The 14,480-nt window shown below is 73.6% G+C and carries 15 protein-coding genes and 1 pseudogene; 6 read left to right on the plus strand and 10 right to left on the minus strand.

The annotated features are described in order from the left end of the window. A partial coding sequence (locus RM779_RS30235; RefSeq protein WP_311620989.1) for a tetratricopeptide repeat protein occupies nt 1-422 on the plus strand: 422 nt, incomplete at its 5' end. A 248-nt stretch (nt 423-670) separates the two neighbouring features. On the opposite strand, the gene lpdA is transcribed toward RM779_RS30235, so the two are convergent. The 7 genes and pseudogenes from lpdA to RM779_RS33810 form a co-directional block, all read right to left on the minus strand. After that, a complete protein-coding gene (gene lpdA / locus RM779_RS30240) occupies nt 671-2,080 on the minus strand; it encodes a dihydrolipoyl dehydrogenase (RefSeq protein ID WP_311620990.1) in 1,410 nt (469 codons plus the stop codon). 106 nt (nt 2,081-2,186) lie between these two features. Then, a complete protein-coding gene (locus RM779_RS30245; RefSeq protein WP_311620991.1) occupies nt 2,187-2,549 on the minus strand; it encodes a fluoride efflux transporter FluC in 363 nt (120 codons plus the stop codon). Beyond that, nucleotides 2,546-2,866 carry a DUF190 domain-containing protein gene (locus tag RM779_RS30250; protein WP_311620992.1) on the minus strand — a complete coding sequence of 107 codons (321 nt, stop codon included), beginning with the start codon at nt 2,864-2,866 and terminating at the stop codon, nt 2,546-2,548. Before RM779_RS30250 ends, RM779_RS30245 begins: the two co-directional genes overlap by 4 nt. Beyond that, a complete protein-coding gene (gene crcB, locus RM779_RS30255) occupies nt 2,863-3,306 on the minus strand; it encodes a fluoride efflux transporter CrcB (protein ID WP_077059794.1) in 444 nt (147 codons plus the stop codon). The genes RM779_RS30250 and crcB overlap by 4 nt, the downstream gene beginning before the upstream one ends. Before the next feature lie 240 nt (nt 3,307-3,546). After that, nucleotides 3,547-4,545, minus strand: a pseudogene (locus RM779_RS30260) (rod shape-determining protein); the annotation flags it as partial. A 76-nt stretch (nt 4,546-4,621) separates the two neighbouring features. After that, nucleotides 4,622-6,559 (minus strand): ABC transporter ATP-binding protein, encoded by a 1,938-nt coding sequence (locus tag RM779_RS30265; protein WP_311620993.1) that lies wholly within the window; start codon nt 6,557-6,559, stop codon nt 4,622-4,624. Nucleotides 6,560-6,604: 45 nt separating this feature from the next. Next, nucleotides 6,605-7,261, minus strand: coding sequence for an ArsR/SmtB family transcription factor (locus RM779_RS33810; protein WP_394813424.1), 657 nt, complete (start codon nt 7,259-7,261; stop codon nt 6,605-6,607). Between the two features lie 444 nt (nt 7,262-7,705). On the opposite strand from RM779_RS33810, the gene RM779_RS30275 reads away from it, so the two are divergent. Beyond that, nucleotides 7,706-8,935, plus strand: coding sequence for an MFS transporter (locus RM779_RS30275; protein ID WP_311620994.1), 1,230 nt, complete (start codon nt 7,706-7,708; stop codon nt 8,933-8,935). Here the strand turns inward: RM779_RS30275 and RM779_RS30280 are convergent. Then, a complete protein-coding gene (locus tag RM779_RS30280) occupies nt 8,865-9,854 on the minus strand; it encodes a DUF3048 domain-containing protein (RefSeq protein WP_394813425.1) in 990 nt (329 codons plus the stop codon). The two genes, RM779_RS30275 and RM779_RS30280, sit on opposite strands and share 71 nt — an antisense overlap. 253 nt (nt 9,855-10,107) lie before the next feature. Between RM779_RS30280 and RM779_RS30285 the strand changes: the two genes are divergently transcribed. The 3 genes from RM779_RS30285 (at nt 10,108) to RM779_RS30295 (ending at nt 11,948) form a co-directional block, all read left to right on the plus strand. Next, the gene (locus tag RM779_RS30285) at nt 10,108-10,362 is read left to right on the plus strand and encodes a type B 50S ribosomal protein L31 (RefSeq protein ID WP_077063345.1); all 255 of its coding nucleotides are present in this window, start codon (nt 10,108-10,110) and stop codon (nt 10,360-10,362) included. After that, nucleotides 10,362-11,516 (plus strand): CobW family GTP-binding protein, encoded by a 1,155-nt coding sequence (locus tag RM779_RS30290; protein ID WP_311620996.1) that lies wholly within the window; start codon nt 10,362-10,364, stop codon nt 11,514-11,516. Before RM779_RS30285 ends, RM779_RS30290 begins: the two co-directional genes overlap by 1 nt. Before the next feature lie 165 nt (nt 11,517-11,681). Next, complete coding sequence (locus tag RM779_RS30295) at nt 11,682-11,948, plus strand: DUF397 domain-containing protein (protein ID WP_077059788.1); 267 nt, start codon at nt 11,682-11,684, stop codon at nt 11,946-11,948. 44 nt (nt 11,949-11,992) lie between these two features. Here the strand turns inward: RM779_RS30295 and RM779_RS30300 are convergent, their stop codons facing one another. Beyond that, nucleotides 11,993-12,481: an ATP-binding protein gene (locus RM779_RS30300; protein WP_311620997.1), complete on the minus strand. Its 489-nt coding sequence runs from the start codon at nt 12,479-12,481 to the stop codon at nt 11,993-11,995. A gap of 355 nt (nt 12,482-12,836) precedes the next feature. Between RM779_RS30300 and RM779_RS30305 the strand changes: the two genes are divergently transcribed. Continuing rightward, nucleotides 12,837-13,676, plus strand: a complete 840-nt coding sequence (locus RM779_RS30305; protein ID WP_311621069.1) for a helix-turn-helix domain-containing protein — start codon at nt 12,837-12,839, stop codon at nt 13,674-13,676. 166 nt (nt 13,677-13,842) lie between these two features. Here RM779_RS30305 and RM779_RS30310 read toward each other — a convergent pair whose 3' ends face one another. Beyond that, nucleotides 13,843-14,454, minus strand: coding sequence for a PadR family transcriptional regulator (locus RM779_RS30310; RefSeq protein WP_077059785.1), 612 nt, complete (start codon nt 14,452-14,454; stop codon nt 13,843-13,845). Nucleotides 14,455-14,480: the final 26 nt, after the last annotated feature.

Here is a 14,480-nt window from a genome sequence, read left to right on the forward strand (position 1 = left end):
AGACCTTGTCGTCTCGTGATGAGTATGTGTGGGATGTCGCGGAGGCGGGGCGGCGGGAGGAGGCGGCGGGTCTGATGGCGGAGTTGATCGCCGACCGGGCGCGTGTCTTCGGGGCGGACGACTGGAAGACCCTTCGTTACCGCCACATCGAGTCCTGGAACGCTTACAAGCTGGGGCGGCGTGCGGAGGCCGCGCGGTTGATGGCGGAGTTGGCGGCCGACTACGAGCGGGTGCTCGGGTCCGATCACAGCCAGACGCTGCTGTCCCGTCACGACCACGCGTGGCTGGTCGGGGAGGCGGGGGAGCGTGCGGAGGGGGCGCGTTTGATGGGCGAGGTCGCGGCCGACCGGGCGCGTGTCCTGGGGCCTGATGACCCGGCGACCCTGTCCTCCCGGCACGAGCACGCGTGGCTCCTCCGGTAGGCCACCGCGCCGCGCCGTGCGCACCCGCACGCACATGCTCGCGCGCACCCTCGGCCGGACACGGAACGCGGTGCACGCGGCGCTCGGCCCGGCCATCACGTCCATGACCGCCGGGCCGAGTGCCGTCCCTGGGCCGTGCGACGACGGACCAGGGCGACCGACAACGACCGCAACGACCGACAACGACCGTGACGGCCCGCCCGCGCGCTGGTCGGGGGCGGGCCGTTCGAGGCGACGCCGGGCCGGTGTCACATGTTGATCATGTGCCCGGCCAGGCCGTGGATCGCCTCCTTCACGGCTTCGCCCAGCGTCGGGTGGGCGTGGACGTTCCGGGCGACCTCGTGCACCGTGAGGTCCCACTGCTGGGCCAGGGTCAGCTCCGGCAGCAGCTCCGTCACCTCGGGGCCGATCAGGTGCGCGCCGATCAGCTCGCCGTGCGTGTTGTCGCTGATGATCTTGACGAAGCCGGAGGGCTGACCGAGGCCGTGCGCCTTGCCGTTCGCCGTGAACGGGAACTTCACCGTCTTCACGTCGAAGCCGCGCTCCTTGGCCTGCTCCTCCGTGAAGCCGAAGCTGGCGATCTGCGGCTGGCAGTAGGTGGCCCGCGGGATCATCGGGTAGTCCAGCTCCATCGTCTCCGCGCCGCCGATCGTCTCGGCCGCGACGATGCCCATGGACTCGGCCGCGTGCGCCAGCATGAGCTTCGCCGTCACGTCGCCGATGGCGAAGATGTGCGGAACGCTGGTGCGGCAGCGGCCGTCGATGTCGATCGCCTTCCGCTCGGTCAGGGCCACGCCCGTGTTCTCCAGGCCGTAGCCCTCCACGCGCGGCGCGAAGCCGATCGCCTGGAGCACCTTGTCGGTCTCCAGCACCTGCTGTTCGCCCTTGCCGTTCGTCACGGTGACGCGCACCGGGGAGCTCGGGTCGGAGTCGTCGATGGCGTCGACGCGGGTGGAGGTGAGGACCTGGATGCCGAGCTTGCGGTACTGGCGGGCCAGCTCCTTGGAGACCTCGGCGTCCTCCAGCGGCACCAGCCGGTCGAGGAACTCGACGATCGTCACCTTGACGCCGTAGTTGTGCAGGACGTAGGCGAACTCGACGCCGATCGCACCCGCGCCGGCGATGACGACGCTGCCGGGCAGCTCCTCGGTGAGGATCTGCTCCTCGTAGGTGACGACGCGTTCGCTGAGGGACGTACCGGGCAGCAGCTTGGTCGTCGCGCCCGCGGCGATGACGCAGTGGTCGAACGTCACGGTCTCGGTGCCGCCCGAGCTGAGCGCCACCTGGAGGGTGCGGGCGTCGGTGAACGTGCCGCGCCCGTCGTACTCCGTGATGCCGTTCTTCTTCATCAGGTAGTGCACGCCGCTGACGCGGCCCTCCGCCACCTTGCGGCTGCGCTGGAACGCCGCGCCGTAGTCGAAGGTGACGGCGCCCTCGGCGCGGATGCCGAAGGTCTTCGCCTCGTGCGTGAACAGGTGCGCCAACTCGGCGTTGCGCAGCAGTGCCTTGGACGGGATGCACCCGACGTTCAGGCACACACCGCCCCAGTACTTCTCCTCGACGACCGCGGTCCGCAGCCCCAGCTGGCTGGCGCGGACCGCCGCGGTGTAGCCCCCCGGGCCCGCGCCCAGGACGACGACGTCGTAGTGCGTGGTCATGAACCCTCACGCCTTCTTTCGCGCTCTCACGGTGGTCGCTGCCCATTGTCCCCTGCCGCCCCCCGCCTGCCGCGCCCGCCCGGTCTTCCCGCCGCGCCGGGCCGGGTCAGGGCGCCGCCCACCACGCCTCGGCGACGGCCGCGCCCGCGAACACCGCGGCGAGGCCGGCCAGCACGCTGCCGGCGACGTTCGCCGCGGCGGGCAGCCGCGCACCCGTCCCGACCAGCCGCAGCGTCTCCCACGAGAACGTCGAGTACGTCGTCAGCGCGCCGCACAGGCCGGTGCCGAGCAGCAGCCCCAGCGCGGTGGCCGCCCCGGTGAGCAGGCCGATCAGCGCGCAGCCCGCCACGTTGACGGCGAACGTCCCCCACGGGAAGACCGTGTCGTGCCGCGCCTGCACCGCGCGGTCGGTCAGGTAGCGCAGCGGCGCGCCGACGGCGCCGCCCACGACGACCAGCAGCCAGTTCACGCGTGGATCACCTCGGTGTCCTCCAGGGTGACGAGCCCCGCGTCCACCAGTCCGGTGAGCCGCGGCAGGAACGCGCGGACCCGCTCGGGGGCGTCGACCATCACGACGGCGACCGGCAGTTCCTCGCTGAGCGAGAGCATGCGTTCGGTGTGGATCGTCGAGGAGGCGCCGAAGCCCTCGATCCCGCGGAACACGCTGGCCCCGGCCAGGCCCGCGTCGTGCGCCCGGCGCACGATCTCGCTGTACACCGGCCGGTGCCGCCACACGTCGGTCTCGGTGACGACCACGGTCAGCCGCAGCGCCGGTTCCGTCTTCATCGGGCCCTCCGCACGGTCAGGCGGCGGGTCGCCGCCGCGGCGAGCCACACCGCCGTCAGCGCCGCCGCCGGGGTCAGGATCAGGTAGGCGAGCGCCGGGCGCGGGTGCCCGTCGCTCATCAGGCGTTCGACGTCCAGGGCGTAGGTGGAGAAGGTGGTGAACCCGCCGAGTACGCCCGTGCCGAGGAACGGGCGCACCAGCGGGTGCGCCGTGCGCGCCTCGGTGACCACGACCATCAGCACGCCGATCAGCGCGCACCCCAGCGCGTTCACCCCGAACGTGGTCCAGGGGAACCCGTGCGGCGGCACCGGCCACAGGCGGCCGGCGCCGTAGCGCCCGGCGGCGCCGAGGCCGCCGCCGAGCGCGACGGCCGCCAGCACCGGCCACGGCGGGCGGCCGGGACCGCGGCGCGGTCCCGGGCCTTCAGCGGCTGCGTTCATGGCCGCGCATCGTACGCGCGGGGCGCGCGGTCAGGACCTGGCGGCCTCGCGTTCGTCCGCGCGCCCTTCCGTGCGTTCGGCTTCGGGTCCGTCCGTGCGTTCGGCCCCGGGGCCGGCCGCGCGCGCCGCTTCGGCCGCCGGCGCCGGAAGTTCCGCCGTCCGTTCCGCGGCGCCCTGCGCCTGCGCGCGCCGCCGCTGCCGGAAGCCGGCGCCGCGGCCGCCGCGCGGGCCCGGCCGCCCGAGCGGCCTGACCTTGCCCTCGATGAGGGCGCCCAGGCCCTGCACGGCGCACAGCCCCGGCTCCTCGGCCACGTTGACGGGCATGCCGGTGTTGCCGCGGATCGCGGTGTCAAGGCCGGGGAGGCGCGCGGCGCCGCCGGTCAGCGTCACGCCGCGTTCCGCGAGGTCGGCGACCAGGTCGGGCGGGCAGCGGTGCAGCACCGCGCGGATCGTGTCGAGCAGCCCGGTCAGCGGCGGCTGCACCGCGGCCCGCAGCTCCTCAGGGTCGACCTTGACGGTGCGGGCGAGGCCGGTGGCGACATCGCGCCCGGAGACCTCGGTGACCCGCGGGAACGGGCCGGCCAGCGCCGCGTGCAGCGGGCGGACGGCCTGGCTGGGCAGCAGCAGTTCGTGCTGGTTGCGCAGGTGCTGGACCAGCGCGCGGTCGATCGTCTCGCCGCCCATGGGGACCTTGTCGGCGGCGACGATGGAGCCGAGCGACAGCACCGCGATCTCCGTGGTGGCGGCACCGACCTGCACGATCAGCGTGGCCTCCGGCTCCTCGACGGGCAGGCCGCAGCCGATGCCCGCGGTGATCAGGCTGTCCACCAGTTCCACGCGGCGGGCGCCGAGCCCGACGAGGGTCTCCAGCGCCGCCCGCCTGGCGAGCGGGTCGGCGTCGTGCGGGATGCACACGGCGGCGCGCAGCAGCGGGCGCAGGCGCCAGGTGCGGCGCAGCTTGGCGCCGACCATGGCGCGCAGCATGCGCTGCGCCATCTCGATATCGACGACGGTGCCCCCGTTGACGGGCCGGATGACGCGGATGTTGGCCGGGGTGCGCCCGGCCATCCGCTCGGCGGGGGCGCCGACGGCGATGAGTGCTCCGGTCTTGGTGTTCATGGCGACGACGGAGGGTTCGTCGACGATCAGTCCGTGCTGTTTGGCGTAGACGCGGGTGCGGGCGGCGCCGAGGTCCGCGGCCACGGCGCAGCGGCGAAGATGATCAAGGCTGAGGGTCATATGATCATGTTGTGTGCGCTGCGGAGGCGCCGCCCGCTGAAGTGCGCCGACCGGGGGAGACCCGCCCGACGAACCGTCAGCCGACGGGCTCCCCGCCCGCCGGGGCCCCAGCCGTTACCCTCGCCGGAACCCCCGCCGTCACCCGTTCCTCGACATGCGTCTCGAACTGCGTGCGGTACAGCTCCCCGTACCGGCCGTCGGCCGCCAACAGCTCGTCGTGCGTGCCGCGTTCGACGATGCGCCCGCCCTCGACCACCAGGATCAGGTCCGCCGCCCGCACCGTGGAGAGCCGGTGCGCGATGACCACCGAGGTGCGCCCCGCGAGCGCCTCGGCCAGCGCCTCCTGCACCGCCGCCTCCGAGGTGGCGTCCAGGTGCGCGGTCGCCTCGTCCAGGATCACCACCCGCGGCCGGGCCAGCAGCAGCCGGGCGATCGTCAGCCGCTGCCGTTCACCGCCCGAGAGCCGGTAGCCGCGCTCGCCCACCACCGTGTCCAGGCCGTCGGGCAGCGCGGCGATCAGCGTGTCGAGCCGCGCCCTGCGCAGCGCGTCCCACAGCTCCCGCTCGGCCGCGTCGGGGCGGACGAGGAGCAGGTTCGCGCGGATCGTGTCGTGGAAGAGGTGGCCGTCCTGGGTGACCATGCCCAGTGTGCCGCGCAGCGACTCCGCGGTGAGGTCGCGCACGTCCACGCCGCCGATGCGGACCGCGCCGCGGTCGGCGTCGTACAGCCGCGGCGTCAGCTGAGCGATGGTGGACTTGCCCGCGCCCGAGGAGCCGACCAGGGCGATCAGCTGCCCCGGCTCCGCGCGGAACGACACCCCGTGCAGCACCTGCTCGCCGCCGCGCGTGTCCAGCGTGGCGACCTCTTCCAGGGACGCCAGCGAGACCCGGTCGGCCGCCGGGTAGGCGAAGTCCACCGCGTCGAACTCGACGGACACCGGCCCCGGCGGCACCGGCCTGGCGTCGGCCCGCTCCTCGATCAGCGGCTTCAGGTCCAGCACCTCGAAGACCCGCTGGAAGCTGACCAGGGCGCTCATCACCTCGACCCGCGCGCTGGCCAGCGCGGTCAGCGGCGCGTACAGCCGGGTGAGCAGCATGGCCAGCGCCACCACCGCGCCCGAGTCGAGGCCGCCGCGCAGCGCGTACCAGCCGCCCAGGCCGTACACCAGGGCGAGGGCGAGCGCGGAGACCAGGGTCAGCGCGGTGACGAACACCATCTGGAGCATCGCGGTCCTGATGCCGATGTCCCGCACCCGCCCGGCGCGGGCGGCGAACTCCGCGGACTCCTCCGCCGGCCGCCCGTACAGCTTCACCAGCGTGGCGCCCGGCGCCGAGAAGCGTTCCGTCATCTGCGTGGACATCACCGCGTTGTGGTTGGCCGCCTCGCGCGACAGCCGGGCCAGCCGCGCGCCCATGCGGCGGGCGGGCAGCACGAACACCGGCAGCAGCAGCAGCGCGAGCAGCGTGATCTGCCAGCTGATGCTGAGCATCACGCCGAACGTGAGCACCAGCATCACCACATTGCCGAGCACGCCGGAGAGCGTGCCGCTGAACGCGCGCTGCGCCCCGATCACGTCCGAGTTGAGGCGGCTGACCAGGGCGCCGGTCCTGGTCCTGGTGAAGAACGCGATCGGCATCTTCTGCACGTGGTCGTAGACCGCGGTGCGCAGGTCGAGGATCAGCCCCTCGCCGATGCGGGCCGAGAGCCAGCGGGCGAGCAGACCGACGCCCGCCTCGGCGATGGCGATGCCGGCGATCAGCAGGGCGAGCGAGACGACCGTGCGCTCCGCCGCGCCGTCGGTGATGGCGTTGACGACGCGGCCGGCGAGCACCGGGGTGGCCACGGCGAGCAGCGCCGAGCCGACGCTCAGCACGAGGAACCACACGAGCGCCCCCCGGTGAGGGCGCGCGAACCCGGCGATGCGCCGGAAGGTCTCCCGGGAGAACGGCCGTTGATCGTCCTTGGCGTGTCTGGCGTTGTAGAGGGCGTTCCATGCGGTCATCTCCATGCTCATGACCGGAAGCCTAGAACTTCAACAATACTTTAAGTCAACCGACACTCAGGGCGGCGACGGCCCGGCCTCGGTCCCGGCCCCGGCCCCGGCCCCGGCCTCGGTCCCGGCCTCGGCTCCGGCCAGCCCGTCGCCCAGCGCGGTGCGGTAATACAGCACGGAACGGCCGGACCTGCGGCGGCTGACCAGGCCCGCGTCCCGCAGCACCCGCAGATGGCCCCCCACCGAGCCCAGCGCGAAACCGGTGAGCGCGACGAGGTGCGTCGTACTGCGCGGCGCGGCGAGCGCCGCGAGAAGCGTCGCGCGCGCCGGGCCGATCAGCCTCCCCAGCGCATCGGGCGGCGCGGCGGCGGGCGCGCGCTCCGCGAGCAGCCCAGCGCACGGGTAGACGATCGCGTACCGGTGCGGCTCCTCCCAGCCGACCCAGCCCCGCGGGCTCGTCGTCGGGATGAAGAGGAGCTGCGCCGCCGCCAGATCGCGCGGCGGGTACGCGTACGCGTTGATCCGCAACCGCCCGTCGCCCAGCCAGCGCATCCCCGGGCGCAGGCCGCCAAGCGCCGCCGCCCAGCCGCCCGCGCTCAGCGCCTGCGTCCTGGAGACGATGTCCGCCTCGAACAGCCGCCGGTGCCGCGGCCAGTCCGCGCGCACCGCGCGCTCCCACACCCACTCCAGCAGGTCCGCGGCGCGCCCCGCCGGGTCCGGCACGTCCCAGGCGGACGGCGGCGGCCCGCCGTCCCCCGTTCCTGCGCCGCCCCTCGGCCAGATCGGCGTGCACGACCGCCGGCGGCGTCGCCCGCAGCCGCCGCAGCTCGTCGTGGAACGTCACGTCCCCCGGCAGCGGCGGGACGACGAGGAAGTCCGGCAGCCAGCGCGGGCGCAGCGCCTGCGCCACGAACTGCGCGGCGAACGGCTCCCGCGCCAGCAGCGCCCCGAACGCCGCGCGGTGCGCGGCGAGCCGCCGTTCATGGCCCGGCTGGGCGCCCGCGCCCGCCAGCGTCAGCAGCGTCGCGAGGGTCTCGGAGAGCGCGGAGACCGCGAACCGGCTCCGCGCCAGCACATCCGCCCCCACCAGCCACACGCCCATCGTGAAGTTTCGCCTCCCGGCGAAAACGTACCGCCTCCCGCCGCCGCGCTCCGAGACTGCCCGGCATGCAGACCTACCGCGAACTGTTCCGGGTGCCGGGATTCACGCCCCTCTTCACCGCGACCGGCGTCCAGATCGCCGCCGGCACCGTCGAGGGGCTCGCGCTCGGCACCCTCGTATACGAGTCGACCGGCTCACCGCTGCTCTCCGCGGTCAGCATGTTCGGCGCCTCGTTCTCGCAGGTCGCGGGCGCCACCCTGCTGATGTCCGCCGCCGACCGGCTCCGGCCGCGCGCCGTGCTGACCGCCGCCCCGCTGCTGTTCGGGGGCGGGGCGCTGCTGCTCGCCGTCCCCGGGCTGCCGGTCTGGGCGACGCTGCTTGTCATCCTCGGCACCGGCCTGGTTACCTCCGTCACCGGCGGCCTGCGCTGGGGCCTGCTGCTGCGGATGCTGCCGGAGGGCGGCTACGTGCTGGGCCGTTCCGTCTTCGCCATGGCGAGCGGCCTGACCCAGATCGGCGGATTCGCGGTGGGCGGCCTGCTCATCGCGTTCGCCTCCGCCCGCGGGGCGCTGCTGATCTCCGCGGCCCTCTTCGCGTTCTCGGCCCTCGTCACGCGCCTCGGCCTCGCCGACCGGCCGCCGGCCGGCACCGGCAGGGCCTCGGTCCGTGAGACCTGGCGCGTCAACCGCCACCTCATGTCCTGCCCCGCGCGCCGGTCCCTCTACGTCGCGCTGTGGGTGCCCAACGGGCTGATTGTCGGCTGCGAGGCGCTGTTCGTGCCGTACGCGCCGGACGCGGCGGGCGTCCTGTTCGTCGCCGCCGCGCTCGGCATGCTGATCGGGGACGCGGCGATGGGCCGGTTCGTGCCCGCGGCCTGGCGCCCGCGGCTGATCACGCCGCTGCGGCTGCTGCTGGCCGTTCCGTTCCTCCTCTTCGCCCTCCCGGCGGCGCTGCGGCTGCCGCTCCCGCTCGCCGCCGCGGCCGCGCTGATCGCCTGCACCGGCTACAGCGCCTCCCTGCTGCTCCAGGAACAGCTGATCGCGCGCACGCCCGGACACGTGCGCGGGCAGGCGCTCGGCCTCCAGTCCGCGGGCACGATGACCATGCAGGCCGTCGGGGCCACGCTGGCCGGGGCCGTGGCGCAGTGGCTGCCGCCCGGCGCGGCGATGGGCGTGATGGCGGCGGCCTCGCTGCTGGTCAGCCTCGCGCTGACGCCCGCTCTCGTCAGGCTTGCGCGTACACCACCCACACCTGGCCGGGCGCGAAGTTCAGCGGACTCCCGTCCGGCGTCGTGAACTCCGTGCCGGAACGCTCGCTCGGCCGCTCCCACTCCGCGGCGAACGCGCGCCCGTCGCGCAGCACCACCGCCTCGCCCGAGCCGACCGTCTCCGTGTAGGGCGTGAAGTTGCCCAGGTAGTCGTGATACTCGGACTCCCGGACGGTGACCTCCTGCACGACGACGGTCGCCGGGGCCACGCCGGGCGCCGGGGTGCCGTCCATCGCGACCTCCCACGTCTCCCGGTCCGCGGACCACGTGAAGTCGAAGGCGGCGTTCGGATAGGCCACGCGGTGGCTCGCCGCCTCCTCGCCGCCCTCCTCCGGCGGCGCGCCGAACGTGAACCCGATGTCGTCCGCGGTGCTCGCGCCGGGCGCCGCGTCGAGCACGGCGGCGGGGCGCACGTACAGGTTGTGCGGCGCGGCCCGCGCCTCGTCGCGCCGGTACGCGTCCGGTGCCGCGTCCGGCGACACGGGGAACAGCGGCGCGTCGTCGACCGTCTCCCGCAGCCTGCTCTGCACCCCCGAGTAAGCGAGCGCCGGCTCCCCGAACTGCCGCAGCAGCTCCAGATCCGACTCCCGCGCGCTGCGCACCGGGCCGACGCGGTCGGGCAGCCGGCTCGCGTAGACGGCCACAAGACGGCTGAGCCCGGCCTCCACCTGCTCGACGTAGACGAGGTCCGCCTCGCCGAGCCCGGTGTGCGGCCTGGCCTGCGGGGCGTTGTCGATCTTGACGGCGAGCACGGGCGCACCGCGCTCCGCGGGCCGCCCGGTGAACGGGGAGCTGCGCTCGCCGCCGTCCTCACCCTCGCCCTCGTCCTCGACCTGGCACCCGGCGGCGCCCGCCGCCGCGAGCGCGGCCAGCAGCGCGCACGCGGCCAGGGCCCGCGTCCTCCGCCGTCCTCGTGCTTCCCTGGGAACCGTCCGTGACATCGGCATCACCCCTCGTTCCGCTCCCAGTGGAGCACGAAACCCCGCGTCCCGCGCCGGTGCGGCACGCCCCGGCTGCCCGGGCCGCGAGTCGGTGTGATCCTCCTCTTAATGAAAATGGTTTCCGTTTCTGTATAGTGGCGAAGCGGCGCGGAACGGTCCCCGTCCGGCTGTCAGCCCTGGCGGCCACCGGGTACACGTACCTCGCCGACGGCGCCCGGGACCGACCGGAGCGCCCTCCCCGCTGCGGAAAGGAGCCGCCATGAAGCCCGGCATCCACCCCGAGTACCGGCCGGTCGTCTTCCGGGACCGCGCCGCAGGTTTCGCCTTCCTGACACGTTCGACCGCGACCAGTGACCGCACGATCGAGTGGGAGGACGGCGAGACGTACCCCGTCATCGACGTGGAGATCTCCTCGGCCAGCCACGCCTTCTACACCGGAACGGCGCGCGTGCTGGACACCGCGGGGCGCGTGGAACGGTTCGAGCGCCGGTACGGCAAGCGGGGGGAGCGTTGATGCGCGCGTCGGCGCTGCCCGTCGTTCTGGTCGCCGGACTGCACGCCGAGGCGCGCCGCGACGCCGTCGAGCGGCTGCTGCGGGCCGTGCCGGGCAGCGTCGCCCTCCACCACGACCTGACCGGCGCGGTGCGCGGCACCGTGACCCGCACCGTCCGGGACGCCTCGGGCGTGCGGGAGGCGGCCGAAGCCGCGCTGGTGAACGGTTGCGCGTGCTGCGCGCTGCGCGAGGACCTCGTGCCCGAGCTGCGGCGGCTGGCCGGCGGGCGGACCTGCGCACTCGCCGTCGTCGAGCTGTGGGACTCCGTCGAGCCGCGTTCCATGGCCGAGGTCGTCGTCGAGCACGCGGCGGGCGTGCTGCGGCTGGCCGGCGTGGTGACGGCCGTCGATCCCGCGCTCGTCCTGCCCTACCTGTCCTGCGGTGACGACCTGGCGGACGGCGGACTCGCCGCCGCGGCGACCGACCAGCGGACCGTCGCGGACACCTGGGCGCGGCAGCTCGAATACGCGACCGTCGTGGCCGTCGTGCAGGGGGACGAGCCGCTCGCGACCGGTGACCTGGAGCTGCTGACACAGCTCCACCCCACCGCCGAACGGGTCTCGGTGGCCGACCCGGCGTTCCCGCTGCTCGCCGCGGCCGGGTTCGACGTCGCCGCGGCGGCGGAGCGGCAGCACCCGGCCAGCGCGCTGCTGCCGCAGGACGCCGAGGAGGGCGGCGTCGGAACGCTGGTGTGGCGGCACCGGCGGCCGTTCCACCCCGGACGGCTCTATGCCGCCCTGGAGGACCTCACGTGCGCGGCGGCGCGCAGCCGCGGCAGGTTCTGGCTGGCCGACCGGCCGGACACGCTCCTGTCCTGGGACGCGGCGGGCGGGGCGCTGTGCGTCGAGAACGCCGGCCCCTGGCTGGCCACGCTGCCGGACGTGGCGTGGAGCATGGCGCCCGCGGTCCGGCGGGCGGCGGCGGCGATCGACTGGGACCCCGAGTTCGGCGACCGCGTGCAGCATCTGGTGTTCACCGGACCCGGGCTCGACCGGCACGGGATTCGGGCGATGCTCGCATCGTGCCTGCTCAGCGAGGCGGAGTACGCGGCGGGGCGCGCCGCTTGGCGGCAGCTCGCCTCCGCGTTCGACGAGCTGCTCGACCCGGCTCTGTGACGAACGGGAACTGTGCGGGGGCGCAAACCGTCTCACTGGTGGTCTCGACCACGCGTGACGGTGCGGCGACGCCGCGTCGTGCACGTGCATTATCCCGTGCATATGCAATTGAACGACGTTATGATCTGGGACAGTTGAGTCTCATGGTTGTGCGTGGGGCTCCCTATGCACCACTCGCACGACCGGGAGAGACCAGTGCCCGACGCGTACAACGGCATCGCCGCACATAAGCTCCGGGGCGCGGTGTGGTTCAAGAGCAGCCACAGCAACTCGCAGGGGACGTGCGCGGAGTTCGCCAAACTGCCCAGCGGGGACGTGGCCGTCCGCAATTCCCGGTTCCCGGAGGGGCCGGCGCTCGTATACACGACAGCCGAGGTCGAGGCGCTGCTGCGCGGCGTCAAGGACGGCGAGTTCGACCACCTGCTCGGCTGATTCCGCGCCGCGCCCCGTTCGTTCCGATCCGTGCTGTCCGTGGGTCAGCCGGTGCGGAAGACCGCCCAGACCACCTTGCCGTGGCGCGTGCCGGTCAGCGGTCGCCACCCCCAGTTGTCGCTGAAGCACTCGACGAGGTGCAGTCCGCGGCCCGACTCGGCGGCGCCCTCCATCTCACCGACCCGGGGGGCCGCCGCGCTGGGGTCCCGCACCGCGCAGATCAGCCGCCGCGAACATCGCATGAGCTCCAGCTCGACCGCGGGCGGCGCGGTCGGCTCGTAGTCGGCGGACCTGGCTCTCACCCCGTGCCGCAGCGCGTTCGTCACCAGCTCGGAGACGACGAGGGCGACCGCGTCGAACTGCTCGGGCAGCCGCCAGCCTTGCAGCGTGCTGCGCGTGAAGTCGCGTGCCTTCCGGACCGACTCGGGCCGCGACACCAGCCCGAGCGTCGCCGTGCCGGACAGTGTCCGCATGTCGACCGGGAGGAACTGATGCCCTAAAAGGTCGAGCATGGGCGGTCCTTCGGTCCCCATGGCGCGGCTCTCCTGGCGATGCGACGGCGGCACTGCTCTCCTGGGCGGGCTGACGTCATGAGTTACAACCCCCGTTCCCCCCGCCGCCGTCCGGGAGGGCGAGGCGAGGACGTACTGCCGCGCCGCTGCACGGCGCGTAGAACTCATGCTTCCCAAGGCTCACGGCAAATGCAAGGGCAGATGCACGTGCACGAAAAAAATTGATCGGCTGTAACCGGGCGCACACCCAACGAAGCCCTGAAGTGGCAGACTTCGCACCGGCAGAAGTTGGAGGGCGAGGGAGCGCATGAGTACTCAGCGGATGGCGAGGGGATCGGGTACCAACGCCACCGGCGGTCAGAAGGCCGGCGGCTCCATGGTGCGCCGTATCCTGCTCGGCTCGCAGCTGCGACGGCTGCGCGAGGCGCGCGGGGTCACCCGCGAGGAGGCCGGGTATTCGATCCGGGCCTCGGAGTCGAAGATCAGCAGAATGGAGCTGGGCCGCGTCAGCTTCAAACCGCGGGATGTGGCCGACCTCCTCACCCTGTACGGGGTGACCGACGAGGCCGAGCGCGAGCCGCTGCTCGGCCTCGCCCGTTCCTCCGGGCAGGCGGGGTGGTGGCACAGCTACAGCGACGTGCTGCCCAGCTGGTTCCAGACGTACATCGGCCTCGAAGCGGCCGCCGAGCGGATCGGCACCTATGAACTGCAGTTCGTGCACGGGCTCCTCCAGACCGAGGAGTACGCGCACGCGGTCGTGGTGAGCGGCCACAAGGGCACGCCGTCCCGGACGGAGGTCGACCGGCGCATCGCGCTGCGGCTGGCGCGGCAGAAGCTGCTGGTCTCCGAGAGCGGGCCGCACCTGCACTGCGTGCTGGACGAGGCCGCGCTGCGCAGACCGTACGGCGGGCGCGACGTGATGGAGGGGCAGCTCAGCACGCTGCTCGAATTCTCCGAGCACCCCAACATCACGCTTCAGGTAGTGCCGTTCGTCCGCGGCGGGCACGTCGCGGAGTCCGGCGCGTTCACGCTGCTGCGCTTCGCGGAACGCGAGCTGCCGGACCTGGTCTACCTGGAGCAGCTGACCGGCGCGCTGTACCTGGACAAGCGGGAGGAGGTGGCGGCCTACCAGGTGGTGCTGGACCGGCTGGCGGCGGAAGCCCTCGACGAGTCCGGGACCCGGGACCTGATCCACCGCCTCCGTCAACTCGTGTGACGTCCGGCTCGTGTGACGTCCGGAGCGGGCCGCCGGTGCAGGGGCTGTCCGCGCGGAGCGCACGAGCGGGGCCGCGTTCGAGCTGCCGCGCCCGGCGCCCGGAACGAGCGCGCGCAGGACGCCGTGCCGCCTGCCCGACCGGCTGCCCGCCCGCCCGGCCTGCGGCTCAGCCGAACGGGTTGGCCATGCCCTCCGGCAGCACCTCGACGCTGCGCTCGCCCTCGCCCGCCATCACGTAGGCGCCGGACTCCAGGCGCTCGATCAGGCCCCTGGTCCACTCCGCGCTGCTCTCCGCGTTGTGCACCCACAGACGCATGATCTCGCCGATGTGTCCCCACTCGGCCGGCGTCGACTGGGGCGTCCAGTGGTCGAGCACCTCGGCCCGCCAGGCGTCGAGCGCCTCGACGCGCTCCTTGAGCAGGGACACCGCCTCCGCCCGCGGCAGATCGACGATGAACCCGACACCGCTGGTCAGCACGTCGATCCGCTCGTCGTGGGCGCGCAGGGCCCCGCGCAGCAGCTCCAGGTAGGTCTCCTCGCCGGCCTCCGTCAGCTCGTACTCGGTGCGCGGCGGGCCCCCGGCCGCACTGGGCGCGACTTCGTGGGCGATCAGCAGACTCTGCTTCGCCATCTGCTTGAGCGCGTGGTAGATCGAGCCGGGCTTGGCGGTCGACCACTGATGCGCTCCCCAGAACTCCAGGTCGTTGCGCACCTGATAGCCGTGCGCCCGCCCGTGCTGGCGCACCGCTCCCAGAACGAGCAGCCGCGTCACCGACATGAACCCTCGCCTTTCCCTTGACCGAG

This window comes from Streptomyces johnsoniae (genome assembly GCF_031845565.1).
Taxonomy (GTDB): domain Bacteria; phylum Actinomycetota; class Actinomycetes; order Streptomycetales; family Streptomycetaceae; genus Streptomyces; species Streptomyces johnsoniae.